The 13,905-nt window shown below is 69.0% G+C and carries 14 protein-coding genes; 12 read left to right on the plus strand and 2 right to left on the minus strand.

Going from position 1 to position 13,905, the window contains the following annotated elements:
* Nucleotides 1–1,587 (plus strand): alpha/beta hydrolase, encoded by a 1,587-nt coding sequence (locus AB8M46_RS32615; protein ID WP_037345639.1) that lies wholly within the window; start codon nucleotides 1–3, stop codon nucleotides 1,585–1,587.
* Between the two features lie 69 nt (nucleotides 1,588–1,656).
* Here the strand turns inward: AB8M46_RS32615 and AB8M46_RS32620 are convergent, their stop codons facing one another.
* Complete coding sequence (locus tag AB8M46_RS32620; protein WP_394362707.1) at nucleotides 1,657–2,106, minus strand: DUF6294 family protein; 450 nt, start codon at nucleotides 2,104–2,106, stop codon at nucleotides 1,657–1,659.
* A 206-nt stretch (nucleotides 2,107–2,312) separates the two neighbouring features.
* On the opposite strand from AB8M46_RS32620, the gene AB8M46_RS32625 reads away from it, so the two are divergent.
* Nucleotides 2,313–2,807, plus strand: a complete 495-nt coding sequence (locus tag AB8M46_RS32625) for a hypothetical protein (RefSeq protein WP_037345642.1) — start codon at nucleotides 2,313–2,315, stop codon at nucleotides 2,805–2,807.
* 42 nt (nucleotides 2,808–2,849) lie between these two features.
* Here AB8M46_RS32625 and AB8M46_RS32630 read toward each other — a convergent pair whose 3' ends face one another.
* Complete coding sequence (locus tag AB8M46_RS32630; protein WP_394362708.1) at nucleotides 2,850–3,815, minus strand: helix-turn-helix transcriptional regulator; 966 nt, start codon at nucleotides 3,813–3,815, stop codon at nucleotides 2,850–2,852.
* 91 nt (nucleotides 3,816–3,906) lie between these two features.
* Here AB8M46_RS32630 and argC point away from each other — a divergent pair, with 91 nt between their 5' ends.
* The 10 genes from argC (at nucleotide 3,907) to tyrS (ending at nucleotide 13,559) form a co-directional block, all read left to right on the plus strand.
* Nucleotides 3,907–4,935 carry an N-acetyl-gamma-glutamyl-phosphate reductase gene (argC, locus tag AB8M46_RS32635; protein WP_038511502.1) on the plus strand — a complete coding sequence of 343 codons (1,029 nt, stop codon included), beginning with the start codon at nucleotides 3,907–3,909 and terminating at the stop codon, nucleotides 4,933–4,935.
* A complete protein-coding gene (gene argJ / locus AB8M46_RS32640) occupies nucleotides 4,932–6,092 on the plus strand; it encodes a bifunctional glutamate N-acetyltransferase/amino-acid acetyltransferase ArgJ (RefSeq protein ID WP_394362709.1) in 1,161 nt (386 codons plus the stop codon). The genes argC and argJ overlap by 4 nt, the downstream gene beginning before the upstream one ends.
* Nucleotides 6,089–7,009: an acetylglutamate kinase gene (argB, locus tag AB8M46_RS32645; RefSeq protein WP_037345648.1), complete on the plus strand. Its 921-nt coding sequence runs from the start codon at nucleotides 6,089–6,091 to the stop codon at nucleotides 7,007–7,009. Before argJ ends, argB begins: the two co-directional genes overlap by 4 nt.
* Entirely contained in the window at nucleotides 7,006–8,199 is a 1,194-nt protein-coding gene (locus AB8M46_RS32650) for an acetylornithine transaminase (RefSeq protein WP_394362710.1), read from the plus strand. Before argB ends, AB8M46_RS32650 begins: the two co-directional genes overlap by 4 nt.
* A gap of 16 nt (nucleotides 8,200–8,215) precedes the next feature.
* Nucleotides 8,216–9,142 carry an ornithine carbamoyltransferase gene (argF, locus tag AB8M46_RS32655; protein ID WP_016335385.1) on the plus strand — a complete coding sequence of 309 codons (927 nt, stop codon included), beginning with the start codon at nucleotides 8,216–8,218 and terminating at the stop codon, nucleotides 9,140–9,142.
* The gene (locus AB8M46_RS32660) at nucleotides 9,139–9,660 is read left to right on the plus strand and encodes an arginine repressor (protein ID WP_016335384.1); all 522 of its coding nucleotides are present in this window, start codon (nucleotides 9,139–9,141) and stop codon (nucleotides 9,658–9,660) included. Before argF ends, AB8M46_RS32660 begins: the two co-directional genes overlap by 4 nt.
* A complete protein-coding gene (locus AB8M46_RS32665; protein WP_125734863.1) occupies nucleotides 9,650–10,003 on the plus strand; it encodes an argininosuccinate synthase domain-containing protein in 354 nt (117 codons plus the stop codon). The genes AB8M46_RS32660 and AB8M46_RS32665 overlap by 11 nt, the downstream gene beginning before the upstream one ends.
* 27 nt (nucleotides 10,004–10,030) lie before the next feature.
* Nucleotides 10,031–11,446, plus strand: a complete 1,416-nt coding sequence (argH, locus tag AB8M46_RS32670; protein ID WP_016335382.1) for an argininosuccinate lyase — start codon at nucleotides 10,031–10,033, stop codon at nucleotides 11,444–11,446.
* Nucleotides 11,447–11,616: 170 nt separating this feature from the next.
* Nucleotides 11,617–12,252: a DNA-3-methyladenine glycosylase gene (locus AB8M46_RS32675; protein ID WP_199755042.1), complete on the plus strand. Its 636-nt coding sequence runs from the start codon at nucleotides 11,617–11,619 to the stop codon at nucleotides 12,250–12,252.
* Nucleotides 12,253–12,284: 32 nt separating this feature from the next.
* Nucleotides 12,285–13,559 carry a tyrosine--tRNA ligase gene (gene tyrS / locus AB8M46_RS32680; RefSeq protein WP_037345658.1) on the plus strand — a complete coding sequence of 425 codons (1,275 nt, stop codon included), beginning with the start codon at nucleotides 12,285–12,287 and terminating at the stop codon, nucleotides 13,557–13,559.
* The last annotated feature ends 346 nt before the right edge of the window (nucleotides 13,560–13,905 follow it).

Raw genomic sequence — 13,905 nt, forward strand, 5'->3', positions numbered from 1 at the left:
GTGAAGAAATTCGTTGCCGCCCTGGCGGTCGCGGGGATCGGCGTCGGCACCATGGCGCTCGCTCCCTCCGCCACGGCCGCCTCGGCGTCGGACTTCGATCCGAAGCCCATCTCCTGGGGAGCCTGTACGCGCCCGAGCCTGGTCAAGGCCGGCGCGGAATGCGGTTTCCTCGAGGTCCCGCTGGACTACGCGAAGCCGGGCGGGGAGAAGATCTCGATCGCCGTCTCGCGGGTGAAGCACAAGTCCGCCCAGTCGCAGGGCGTCATGATCGTCAACCCGGGCGGCCCCGGCGGTTCGGGCCTCGGGCTGTCGACGCTCGGCCGGGCCGTCCCCAAGAAGGCGGGTGAGGAGTACGACTGGATCGGCTTCGACCCGCGCGGCGTGGGGGAGAGCAAGCCGTCGCTGACCTGCGACGGGAACTACGCCTCCTACAACCGCCCGCAGTACGTGCCCACCACGCGCGCCATCGAGACGGCGTGGCGTGAGAAGGCGAAGGGTTACGCGAAGGCGTGCGCCAAGAACGGCGCGATCCTCGACCACATCAAGACCATCGATGTGGCGAAGGACGTCGACAGCCTGCGCAAGGCGCTGGGCGAGAAGCAGATCAACTACTACGGCTTCTCCTACGGCACCTACCTCGGGCAGGTCTACAGCACGCTGTTCCCGCAGAACGTGCGGCGGATGGTGTTCGACGGCACCGTCGACCCCCGCGACGTCTGGTACAAGGCGAACCTGAACCAGGACATCGCCTTCGACAAGAACATCAAGACCTACTTCGGCTGGCTCGCCAAGTACGACTCCGTCTACCACCTCGGCAACACCGCGGCCGCGGTCGAGAAGCTGTGGTACGCCGAGCAGAAGAAGCTGTACGACAAGCCCGCGGGCGGCGTCATCGGCGGATCCGAGTGGACGGACATCTTCCTGCAGGCCGGCTACTACGTCTTCGGCTGGGAAGACATCGCGAACGCCTTCTCGGGCTGGGTGCACAAGGGTGACTGGCAGACCTTGAAGGGCCTGTACGACGACTCCAACCCGCCGGGTCAGGACAACGGCTACGCGGTGTACGCGGCCGTGCAGTGCACCGACGTGGCGTGGCCGCAGAGCTGGCCCCGCTGGAAGTTCGACAACTGGGTCACGCACTTCCGGGCTCCGTTCGAGACCTGGGGCAACGCCTGGTTCAACGCCCCGTGCCTCGACTGGCCCGCGAAGCCGGGCAAGCCGGTGGAGATCGACGGGAGCAAGGTCCCCGGCATCCTGCTGGTCAACGAGGAGAACGACGCCGCGACGCCGTACCCCGGCAGCCTCGAGGTCCGCAAGCGCTACCCGAACTCCAGCCTGATCAGCGCTCCGGGTGGCACGACGCACTCGGGCTCGCTGTCCGGTGTGTCCTGTGTGGACGACAAGATCGCGGACTACCTGCTGACCGGAAAGCTGCCCGTGCGCAAGCCGGGCAACGGTTCGGACGTGCAGTGCGCCGCGGTCCCGCAGCCGGTTCCGGCCGGTGCTTCCGCGGCCGCGAAGTCGGATGTGCCGTCTTCGGTCGCCGAAGTGAAGAAGGAGGCGCTGGCTCAGGCGCTGCCTTTCTGAGTTGTTCGGGATGTCGCGATGCCCCGGTCCGGGTTTCCGGACCGGGGCATTTCTTCGCTCTGATGCTTCTCAGCAGTGGCTCGTCATCCGCATGCTGTGGATACGGTCGAAGAACCTGGCGTCGAACGATCCCTCGGCGAACCACCAGTGCCATACGTTCTTGACGGTGCCTTTGACGAATTTGGGGTCACCGCCGTGATGGATGGGCCCGAGGACGATGCCGTTGCTGTCCAAGATGTTCACCCACATCAGCCAAGCGTCGTTGCTGTCGCTGCTGACGATCGTCGCCTCGAACGAAGCGCTGCCGTCGCGCCTGAGTGTCCACTTCGCGTTGTCCATCGTGCAGTCCCCGGCCTGGATGCGACCCCAGGTGAACCAGCAGGAATTCGCTCCGGTGCAGGTGGCCTGTGTGGTGGTGGACGCCGTCGTCCCGGCCGAGGCCGGCGTGGCGAAGACGGTCCCGATCGCGAGCACGAGCATTGTCACGAAAAGCGCCATCCGACGTGCCTTGGTCGTCATTTTTCCTCCCCATCGTGGACGAACCGATGAGCAAAGCTAACCCGCGGATGATCGCGGTCGAGATCACTTAGGTGCGGCAACGGGGGTGGCCGATAGGGCCATGACCGGCCCCCTCGCGCCCGCGAAAGCGATGAAAGTTCCGGTCACGCACCGAATCCCCTCGCCGCACCGGCGAATTGTCAGGCCCGCCCGTTACCGTCCCCGGCATGACCATCGTCGAAGAGCACCGGACCGAGATCCGGGTGCAGGACACCGTTTATCGCATCGAGGTCGCCGCCCGTGAGGGTGGCGGCGCGGCCGGGGAAGACCGCTGGGTGACCGTCATGGTCGGCGGAGCCGGACCGCTGGAGGAGCCTGTCGCCGAAGGCAGGCTCGATATCGACGCCGAAGCCGTACCGGCCTTGGCGACCGTCCTTTCCGACACCCTCCTGGCGTTCGCCGGACGGGGCACCGGCCGGAACGGCCGCCGAAGATCGGCGGACCGTCCCGCGCAGCAGGGCCTGCCGTGGTCCGACGAGCTCGACGCGGAACTGGAAAGCCGTTGGCTCGCCGGGGAAAGCGTCGAGGAGATCGCGCGGCGGTTCGAGCGGACACCGGGCGGGATCCGTGCCCGGTTGCCCAGGGTCGGCTGCGACCCGGAGCGCCGGGGCGCGTATCTCCCCATCCCCCCGAGCCAACGAGAGGTGGCTGAACTCGGCTGAACACCGGCGGTCGCGAGGGCCTTCGGTCTCTCGCGGCCGCCGTCAGTCCACTGTGGACCCGGCTCCGCGTTCCGCCCGCGCGGCCATCTTCCGGAGGTGCTCGATCAGTTCCGGCGGCTCGTGCACGGTGAATTCACAGCCGAGCCCGAGGAGCCGGAACGCGAGCCAGTCCAGGGTGTCCGTGCCCGCGTGGAAAACGCAGGTCTCGTCGTCCAGCGATTCCAGTTCGCCGAACCCCTCGCCGATCGCGGGGGCGACCTGGCCGATCGGCGCGTGCAGGGTCACGCGTGCGCTGTAAGTGGGAAGGAGGCTGTACATCTTGTCGGTGACATAGGCCGCCACGTCCTCCGCGGGTGGCTGTCTCGGAGTGGCCCGGCCGCCGGTCGCCCTCGGCTCCGAGATCCGGTCCGCGCGGAAGATCCGCCAGTCGTCCCGGTCGAGGTCGTAGCCGAGCAGGTACCAGCGGCGTCCGGCGGAGACGAGCCGATGGGGTTCGACGTGCCGCCGGGATTCGGTCCCGTCGCCGGTGCGGTAGGTGAACCGGGTCCGCTCGGTGTTGGCGATCGCGCCCGCGAAGACGGTGAGATGTTCCGGATCCACCGCGGGGCCCGTGCCGGGGAGCGGCACGGTCGCGGCGCCCAGCGCGCCGACGCGATAACGCAGCCGCGAAGGCAGCACCTGCTCGAGTTTGGCGAGCGCCCGCACCGAAGACTCCTCGATACCCGAGATCGCCTGCCCGGCGGCGCCGCGGAGACCGACCGCGATCGCGACGGCCTCCTCGTCGTCGAGCAGCAGTGGTGGCATCGCCGCCCCGGCACCCAGCCGGTAGCCGCCTTCGGAGCCTCGCGACGCCTCGACGGGGTAACCGAGCTCACGAAGCCGGTCGATGTCGCGCCGGATGGTCCGCGGGCTGACCTCCAGCCGTTCGGCGAGCTCGCTGCCAGGCCACTCGCGCGGAGTCTGCAGGAGCGACAGCAGGCTGAGCAGCCGGGCGGGCGTGTCGGTCATGCGGTCAAGGATGCCTCGTACGGAGTGCCGTATCGGGTGAGCCACACGACTTTGTTTGATTGAACTTGCATGGGAGTGCATAATCATGCGTATGACGGTGAAGATCGCGGTGGCCGGAGCCAGCGGGTACGCGGGCGGCGAACTCCTGCGCCTGCTGCTGACCCATCCCGAAATCCAGATCGGCGCGCTCACCGCGGCCAGCTCCGCGGGGACGCCACTCGTCCAGCATCAGCCGCACCTCGCCCCACTGGCGGACAGGGTCCTGCTGGAGACGACCCCGGAGACCCTGGCCGGACACGACGTCGTCTTCCTCGCCCTGCCCCACGGTCACTCCGGCGCCATCGCCGCGCAACTGGGCCCGGACGTCCTGGTGGTCGACCTCGGCGCGGACCACCGCCTCTCGGACGCGGCCGACTGGCAGCGCTGGTACGGCGGAGACCACGCCGGGCAGTGGCCGTACGGGCTTCCCGAGCTCCCCGGAGCACGCGAACGTCTCGCCGGGACCAAACGCATCGCGGTCCCCGGCTGCTTCCCGACCGGCGGTTCGATCGCCCTCGCCCCGGCGCTCGCCGCGGGCCTGGTCGAGCCGGAGATCAACGTCGTCGCCGTCACCGGGACCTCGGGCGCGGGCAAGAGCCTGAAGCCGAACCTCCTCGGTTCGGAGGTGATGGGCTCGGCCACGGCGTACGGCGTCGGTGGCGCCCATCGGCACACTCCCGAGTTCGCGCAGAACCTGTCCGCGGTCGCGGGCGAGCGGGTCAAGGTCTCGTTCACCCCGGTGCTGGCCCCGATGCCGCGCGGGATCCTCACCACCGCGAGCGCCGCCCTCAAGACCGACCTGGACGCCGAAGGCGCCCGCGAGGTCTACGAAAAGGCGTACGCCACCGAGCCGTTCGTCCAGCTGCTGCCCGAGGGCCGGTGGCCGTCTTCGGCTTCGGTCGTCGGCTCGAACAACGTCCAGCTGCAGGTCACCGTCGACGCCGACACCCGGCGCCTGATCGTGGTCGCGGCCATCGACAACCTGACCAAGGGCACCGCGGGCGGCGCCGTCCAGTCGATGAACATCGCCCTCGGCCTCCCCGAAACCACCGGACTACCGACCGTAGGAGTCGCTCCGTGACCGTCACCCAGCCGAAGGGATTCCGTGCCGCGGGCGTCGCCGCCGGGATCAAGGCCGAGGGCAAGCTCGACCTCGCGCTCGTCGTCAACGACGGGCCGCTGCAGGTCGCGGCCGGTGTCTTCACGCGCAACGTGATCAAGGCCGCGCCCGTCCTGTGGTCGCAGGAAGTGCTCAAGCAGCAGCGGCTCAAGGCCGTCGTCCTCAACTCCGGCGGCGCGAACGCCGCCACCGGCCCCGGCGGTTTCCAGGACACCCACCAGACCGCCGAGAAGGTCGCGGGACTCTTCGAAGCCGGCGCGATCGAGGTCGCGGTCTGCTCGACCGGCCTGATCGGCGAGCGGCTGCCGATGGACGCGCTGCTCTCCGGGGTGGACACCGCCTTCGGGCGGCTCGGCACCGGGGACGAGGCCGACCTCGCCGCCGCCACCGCGGTCATGACCACCGACACCAAGCCGAAGCAGGCGGCCGCGAAGCACGAAAGCGGCTGGAGCGTCGGCGGGTTCGCCAAGGGCGCGGGCATGCTCGCGCCGAACCTCGCGACGATGCTCTCCGTCCTCACCACCGACGCGGTCGTCACGCCCGAAGTCCTGGACAAGGCCCTGCGCGCCGCCACCGGCGTGACCTTCGACCGGCTCGACGTCGACGGCGGGACCTCCACCAACGACACGGTGCTCGTCCTCGCGTCCGGTGCCAGCGGTGTCGAGCCGACCGAGGCTGAACTGACCGAACTCCTCACCGCCGTCAGCCTCGACCTCGTGCTTCAGCTCCGCGCGGACTCCGAGGGCGCGACCAAGTACGTCGACGTCACGGTCGCCGGCGCGGCGAGCGAGGCCGACGCCATCGCCGTCGGCCGGACGATCGCCGAGGACAATCTGGTCAAGACCGCCCTGTTCGGTTCCGACCCGAACTGGGGCCGCATCGCCATGGCGCTGGGCCGCGTGCCGGCGGAGATCGACCCGGAGAAGGTCTCCATCGCGATCAACGGCATCACCCTCTTCGCCAAGGGCACCACCGCGGCGGACCGCTCCGAGGCGGACCTTTCGGGCCGGGACATCCAGATCGTCGTCGACCTCGGCCTCGGCGAAGGCGGGGCGACGATCTACACGACCGACCTCTCGCACGCGTACGTCGAAGAGAACAGCGCGTATTCGTCATGAGCCCTTCCGAATCCACCGTCCCGGCGGACGAGCGGCTCGCGACGGCCGCCGAGAAGGCCGCGATCCTCATCGAGGCATTGCCCTGGCTGCAGCGTTTCCACGGCGCCACCGTCGTGGTGAAGTACGGCGGCAACGCCATGATCGACGAGAGCCTCAAGCAGGCCTTCGCCGAGGACATGGTCTTCCTGCGCACAGTGGGGCTGCGTCCGGTGGTGGTGCACGGCGGCGGTCCGCAGATCACCGCGATGCTCACCCGGCTCGGCGTCGAAGGCGAGTTCAAGGGCGGCTTGCGGGTCACCACACCCGAGACCATGGACATCGTCCGCATGGTGCTGACCGGACAGGTCAGCCGCGAACTGGTCGGCCTGATCAACGCGCACGGCCCGTACGCGGTCGGCATCTCCGGCGAGGACGCGCGGCTGTTCACCGCCGAGCGCAAACAGGCCACTGTGGACGGTGTGCCGGTCGACATCGGGCTCGTCGGCGAGGTCTCCGAGGTCAACCCGGACGCCGTGCTCGACATCGTCAACGCGGGCCGGATCCCGGTGGTCTCCACCGTGGCCCCGGACGTCGACGGCGTCGTGCACAACATCAACGCCGACACCGCGGCCGGTGCGCTGGCCGCGGCGCTCGGCGCGGAAAAGCTCGTCGTGCTCACGGATGTCGAAGGCCTTTACGCCAACTGGCCGGACCGCGGTTCGCTGGTCGACAGGATCAGGGTGGACCGCCTCGAAACCCTGCTTCCCGGCCTCGCCAGCGGCATGATCCCGAAGATGGAGGCCTGTGTGCGCGCCATCCGCGGCGGCGTCCGCCGCGCGCACGTGATCGACGGCCGCATCGCCCATTCGGTGTTGCTGGAGGTCTTCACCTCCCGCGGCATCGGTACCATGGTCTTCCCCGAAACGGAGCTCCCGTGACCACGTACAAGTCCAATGTAGACGGCCAGGAGCACTGGAAGTCTTCCCTCATGGACAACTACGGCACCCCGGCGCTGACCCTGGTCCGCGGTGAGGGGGCGAAGGTCTGGGACGCCGACGGCAAGCCGTACGTCGACCTGCTGGGCGGCATCGCGGTCAACGCGCTCGGCCACGCCCACCCCGCCGTGGTCGCCGCCGTCACCGAGCAGATCGCGAAACTCGGCCACACCTCGAACCTCTACGTGAACCCGGTCGCCGTCGAACTGGCCGAAACCCTCCTGGACGTCGCCTGCCTGTCCGGCAACGCGAAGGTGCTGTTCGTCAACTCCGGCGCTGAAGCCAACGAAGCCGCGCTGAAGATCAGCAGGCTCACCGGGCGGACCAAGGTCATCGCGTGCGAGGGCGCCTTCCACGGCCGCACCATGGGCGCGCTGACACTGACCGGCCAGCCGTCGAAGCGGGACGCGTTCGAGCCGCTGGTTCCCGGCGTCACCCACGTTCCCTACGGTGACATCGACGCGCTTCGCGCCGCGGTGGACACCGAAACGGCGGCGGTGTTCCTCGAGCCGATCCTCGGGGAGGCGGGCGTCGTCCCGGCGCCGGACGGGTACCTCCAGGCCGCGCGGGAGATCACCAAGGCGACCGGGACCCTGCTGGTCCTCGACGAGGTGCAGACCGGCATCGGCCGCACCGGCGCGTGGTTCGCCTTCCAGCACGCCGGCATCGTCCCGGACGTCATCACCCTGGCCAAGGGGCTCGGCGGCGGTCTGCCGATCGGCGCGGTCATCGGCGTCGGCGAGGCGGGGGAGCTGGTGAAACCGGGGCAGCACGGCACCACCTTCGGCGGCAATCCGGTCTGCTGCGCCGCCGGGCTCGCCGTGCTCAAGACCATTGCCAAGGACAACCTGAACGACCACGTTTCCGCACTGGGCAAGGACATCGCCTCCCGTGTGGAGGAGCTCGGCCACCCGCTGGTGTCCGGGGTCCGCGGCGCCGGGCTGCTGCTCGGCATCGCCTTGCGCGAACCGGTCTCGGCGAAGGTCGCCAAGGCCGCGCAGGACGCGGGGTACCTGGTCAACCCCATCGCCCCGGACACCATCCGGCTGGCACCGCCGCTGATCCTGAGCGCCGACGAGGCCGCGGGATTCCTCGAAGCCCTTCCCGGGGCGCTCGATTCCACCACCACCTAGGACAGAGACGAAACGCATGCTCCGCAACTTCCTCCGTGACGACGATCTCAGCCCGGCCGAACAGGCCGAGATCCTGGACCTCGCCGACCAGCTGAAGGCCGAGCCCTTGAGCTCGCGCGCGCTGGAGGGCAAGTCCGTCGCGGCGATCTTCGAGAAGAACTCCACCCGGACCAGGTTCTCCTTCGAGGTGGGCATCGCCCAGCTCGGCGGCAATCCGGTCATCGTCGACGGCCGCTCCATGCAGCTCGGCCGCGAAGAGACCATCGAAGACACCTCGCGCGTGCTTTCGCGGTACCTCGACGCGATCGTGTGGCGGACCTTCGCCCAGAAGCGCATCGACGCGATGGCCTCGGCGGCGAGCATCCCGGTGATCAACGCGCTCACCGACGAGTTCCACCCGTGCCAGGTGCTCACCGACCTGATGACCATCCGCGAGCGCAAGGGCAAGCTCGCCGGGCTCACCTTGGTGTACCTCGGCGACGGCGCCAACAACATGGCGCATTCGCTGCTGCTGGGCGGGACCACGGCCGGGATGCACGTGCGCGTCGTCTCGCCGGAGGGTTTCCAGCCGGATCAGCAGGTCATGCTCGACGCCAAGCACCGGTCGACGGAGACCGGCGGCAGCACCACGGTCTTCACCGATCCGTACGCCGCCGTCGAAGGCGCGGACGTCGTCGTCACCGACACCTGGACCTCCATGGGCCAGGAGAACGACGGTCTCGACCGGGTCGGGCCGTTCCGTGAGCTGCAGGTCAACTCCGCGCTGATGCGCCGCGCCGCGGACGAGGCGATCGTGCTGCACTGCCTGCCCGCGCACCGCGGCTGGGAGATCACCGACGAGGTCATCGACGGGCCGGCGAGCGCGGTCTGGGACGAGGCTGAGAACCGGCTGCACGCCCAGAAAGCACTGCTGGTGTGGCTCATGGACGAGAAGCGACGATGACCGGCAGCAGGGTCACCCGGCAGGCCCGGATCACCGAACTCGTGTCCTCGATGGCCATCCGCAGCCAGACGGAGCTCGCGAAGCTCCTGGCCGCGGAAGGCATCGACGTCACGCAGGCGACGTTGTCCCGCGACCTCGACGAACTGGGCGCGGTGAAGCTCCGAGGTGCCGATTCCGGCGCACCGGTGTATGTCATTCCGGAGGACGGCAGCCCGGTACGCGGAGTGCAGGGCGGTACGTCCCGGCTTTCGCGGCTGCTCGCCGAACTGCTCGTTTCGGCGGACTCGTCGGGGAATTTGACGGTGCTGCGCACCCCGCCGGGGGCGGCGCAGTTCCTGGCCAGCGCCATCGACAGGGCGGCGCTGGAGGAGGTCGTCGGCTCGATCGCCGGCGACGACACGGTCGCGGTGATCGCGAGGGAACCGTTGTCCGGCAAGGATCTGGCCGAGCGTTTCATGGCGCTGGCCCGACGGTCGTCCACAGTGGACGGCGGTGAGGAGACCGAGGGTGACGCCTGACGGGTTCACGTTCCCGGACGAGGAGGAGAAACTGGTCATCACCTTCGACGAAGGTGTACCGGTGGCCATCGACGGGGAGACCGTGACACTGCTGGAGGCCTTCCAGCAGCTGAACCGCCGTATCGGCGCCTTCGGGCTCACAGGACGCGAGATCTACGAGGGGCCCGGCGCGCTCGCGCTGGTCACCGCGCACGAGGAACTGCAAAAGGTCAGCACCGGGCGCGTGTCCGGCGAGGTCCGGCTGGTCCTGCACCGCGGCAACGCGGTCGTGAACTCCGCGCGCGACGAGCGCGCGCTGTACGACTTCACCACAGGCGCTACCTTCGACCGGTCAGTCGCCTGAAGAGAACCAAGGAATTAGAGGAGTGTTGTGAGCGGGAATGAGCAGCCGGTGCAGCTGTGGGGCGGCCGGTTCGCCAGCGGGCCGGCCGAGGCGATGGCGGCGCTGAGCGCGTCGACCCATTTCGACTGGCGGCTGGCGCCGTACGACATCGCCGGGTCGCGGGCCCACGCGCGGGTGCTGCGGAAGGCGGGGCTGCTCACCGAAGACGAGCTGACCGGCATGCTCGCCGCGCTGGACACCCTCGCGCAGGACGTGGCCTCGGGCGCGTTCACCCCGACCGTCGCCGACGAGGACGTCCACACCGCGCTCGAACGCGGTCTCCTGGAGCGGGCCGGCACCGAACTCGGCGGCAAGCTCCGGGCGGGCCGTTCGCGCAACGACCAGGTCGCGACGCTGTTCCGGATGTGGCTGCGCGACGCCGCCCGCCGCGTGGTCGCGGGCACCCTCGGCGTCGTCGACGCACTCGTTTCGCAGGCGAAGCGGCACCCGGACGCGATTCTCCCGGGCCGCACTCATCTGCAGCACGCCCAGCCCGTCCTGCTGGCGCACCACCTGCTCGCACACGGCCAGTCGCTGCTGCGCGACGTCACCCGCTTGCGTGACTGGGACGCTCGCACCGCCGAGTCGCCCTATGGCTCCGGCGCGCTGGCGGGATCCTCGCTCGGCCTCGACCCGGAGGCCGTCGCCGAGGAGCTGGGCTTCGACACCAGCGTCGAGAATTCGATCGACGGCACCGCCTCGCGGGACTTCGTCGCCGAGTTCGCCTTCGACGTCGCGATGCTCGCGGTCAACCTGTCCAGGATCGCCGAAGAGGTGATCATCTGGAACACCGCCGAGTTCGGCTACGTCACCCTCGACGACGCCTGGGCGACCGGCAGTTCGATCATGCCGCAGAAGAAGAACCCCGACGTCGCCGAACTGACCCGCGGCAAGGCCGGACGGCTCATCGGCAACCTGACCGGGCTCCTCGCGACGCTCAAGGCGCAGCCGCTCGCGTACAACCGTGACCTGCAGGAAGACAAGGAACCGGTCTTCGACTCCGTCGAGCAGCTGGAACTGCTGTTCCCGGCGATCGCGGGCATGCTCGAAACGCTGACCTTCCACACCGACCGGCTCGCCGAACTGGCGCCCGCCGGCTTCACCCTCGCCACGGACATCGCCGAATGGCTGGTCCGGCAGGGCGTACCGTTCCGCGTCGCGCACGAGGCGGCGGGGGAGAGCGTCCGCGTCGCCGAGGCCCGCGGTGTCGGGCTGGACGAACTGACCGACGAAGAGTTCGAAAAGATCAACCCGGCGCTGACGCCGGCCGTGCGCGAGGTCCTGACCGTCGAAGGTTCCGTGAGCTCACGCAACGCTCGGGGCGGTACCGCTCCGGAGCGCGTCGCCGAACAGCGGGACCGTCTGGTCGCGCGGGTCGCCGAACACCGCGCCTGGCTCGGCTGAACAACCCCCCCAAAGCGCGTGAAGGCCCCCTTCCCTCGACTCAGCCGAGGGAAGGGGGCCTTCACGCGCATCAGGGAGCCTGGTCGGCCTCGTCCGTCTCGCCCGGGGCCCGCGCCGCGCGTCCGGTTAAGGTCGGCCTGGGAGAACGCGACGTTAGGGGAGTGCGGAACGTGGAGACCGGCAGACAGTTCACCCGGCGCGAGCTGGCGCTGGATCCGGTGGAGCTGTCCACGCTCCTGCTCGGCGCGGTGATCGAGGCGAGCGGTCCCGACGGCACGGTCGCGGTCCGGCTGGTGGAGGTCGAGGCCTATCGAGGGCTCGACGACCCCGCGTCACACTGCTATCGCGGCAAGACCCCGCGCAACGCGGTCATGTGGGGACCCGCGGGGCATCTGTACGTGTACTTCGTCTACGGCATGCACTTCTGCGCGAACGTCGTCGGCACCGAAGACGGGCAGCCGGGCGCCGTGCTCCTGCGTGCCGGGGAGGTGGTGTCCGGTGCGGACATCGCCAGGGCGCGCAGGCCGTCCGCGCGCGGCAACGGCGAACTCGCCAAAGGCCCGGCGATCCTCACCTCGGTGCTCGGCATCGACCGCGCCGAGAACGGCGTCGACCTGACCGACCCCGCGTCACCCGTCCGGCTGTTCACCGGCGAACGGGTCCCCGAAGCCGACATCCGCACCGGGCCGCGCGTCGGGGTCGCGATGGCGATGGACACGCCGTGGCGGTTCTGGATCGACGGATCACCCGCGGTCTCCACCTACCGCCGCGGTGGCAAGCGACGGGCGGCCGCCCCCGGCCGATAGTCGGTTGACCTGGTGCGGGAGGATCTACAGGCGTGAGCGAGCACATCCTTGACGAGCTGACCTGGCGCGGCCTGATCGCGCAATCCACCGACCTCGAAGCACTGCGGCGAGACCTCGACCAAGGACCCCTCACGCTCTATTGCGGATTCGACCCGACCGCGCCCAGCCTGCACGCCGGCAACCTGGTGCCGCTGCTGATGCTCTCGCGTTTCCAGCGTGCCGGGCACCGGCCGATCGTGCTGGCGGGGGTCGCCACGGGCATGATCGGCGACCCGCGTGACACCGGTGAACGCACGCTGAACACGCTGGACACCGTCGCCGCGTGGGCGGACCGGATCCGCGGGCAGCTGGAGCGGTTCGTCGACTTCGACGACTCGCCGACCGGCGCGGTCATCGAGAACAACCTGAACTGGACCGGCAAGCAGACTGTCGTCGAGTTCCTGCGCGACGTCGGCAAGCACTTCCCGGTCAACACCATGCTGAACCGCGAGACGGTGAAACGCCGCCTCGAAGCCGACGGCATGTCCTACACCGAGTTCAGCTACCTGCTGCTGCAGTCGCAGGACTACCTGCACCTGTACCGGGAGTACGGCTGCAAGCTGCAGATCGGCGGCTCGGACCAGTGGGGCAACCTCGTCGGCGGCGTCGACCTGATCCGCCGGACCGACGGTGGCCACACGCACGCGTTGACCGCGCCGCTGGTCACCGACACCGAAGGGCGCAAGTTCGGGAAGTCCACCGGTGGCGGCAGCGTCTGGCTCGACCCGGAGATGACGTCCCCGTACGCGTGGTTCCAGTACTTCGTGAACGTCGCCGACTCCGACGTCATCCGCTACCTGCGGATGTTCTCCTTCCTCGGGCAGGAGGAGATCGCGGCACTGGCCGAGGACACCGAGCAGCGTCCGCACCTGCGGTCCGCGCAGCGGAAGCTGGCCGAGGACTTCACCACCCTGGTGCACGGTGAAGAGGCGACCCGCCAGGTCATCGCCGCGAGCCAGGCGCTGTTCGGCAGGGGAGAGCTGCGTGAGCTCGACTCGTCCACCCTCGACGCCGCCATGGCCGAGGTGCCGAACGGCAAGGTCGACCCGAACGGCGAGTCGACCATCGTCGACCTGCTGATCGCGGCCGGACTCGTCGACAGCAAGGGCGCCGCGCGTCGCACCGTCAAGGAGGGCGGCGCGTACGTCAACAACACGAAGATCGTCGACGAGGAGTGGAAGCCGTCCTCGGACGACGCTCTGCACGGCCGCTGGCTGGTGGTCCGCAAGGGCAAGCGCAACGTCGCCGGCGTGCGCGTCGGGGGCTGATCGCCGCCCGGGCCCGAAACAGGGGCTCTGACCTGCGGAAACGCAGTTAAGGTACCCCCCTGTTTCGGGCCCTTTCGGGGCGTGTAAAGTTCTCCAAGTCGCCAGGGAAACCGGGCGGCCGACCGGGACACGAACCAAGCTCTCGCTCAATGCGATTGAGTGGGTGTCCCACCAAAAACTGCTAGGAATGACTGCTTCGGATAAGGCCGCTGTGATGGTGGTGCGATTCGGGGTGTGTTGCTTGAGAACTCAACAGTGTGCTAGTGAACTAAGCCAGTAGAGCTTATATATGAACCTCGTTTGAGGTTCCTTTGAGAGCAAGTATTTATTTGCCTCGATCAAATTT

It is taken from the genome of Amycolatopsis sp. SB7-3 (assembly GCF_041021335.1).
In the GTDB taxonomy this organism is placed as follows: Bacteria; Actinomycetota; Actinomycetes; order Mycobacteriales; family Pseudonocardiaceae; genus Amycolatopsis; species Amycolatopsis japonica.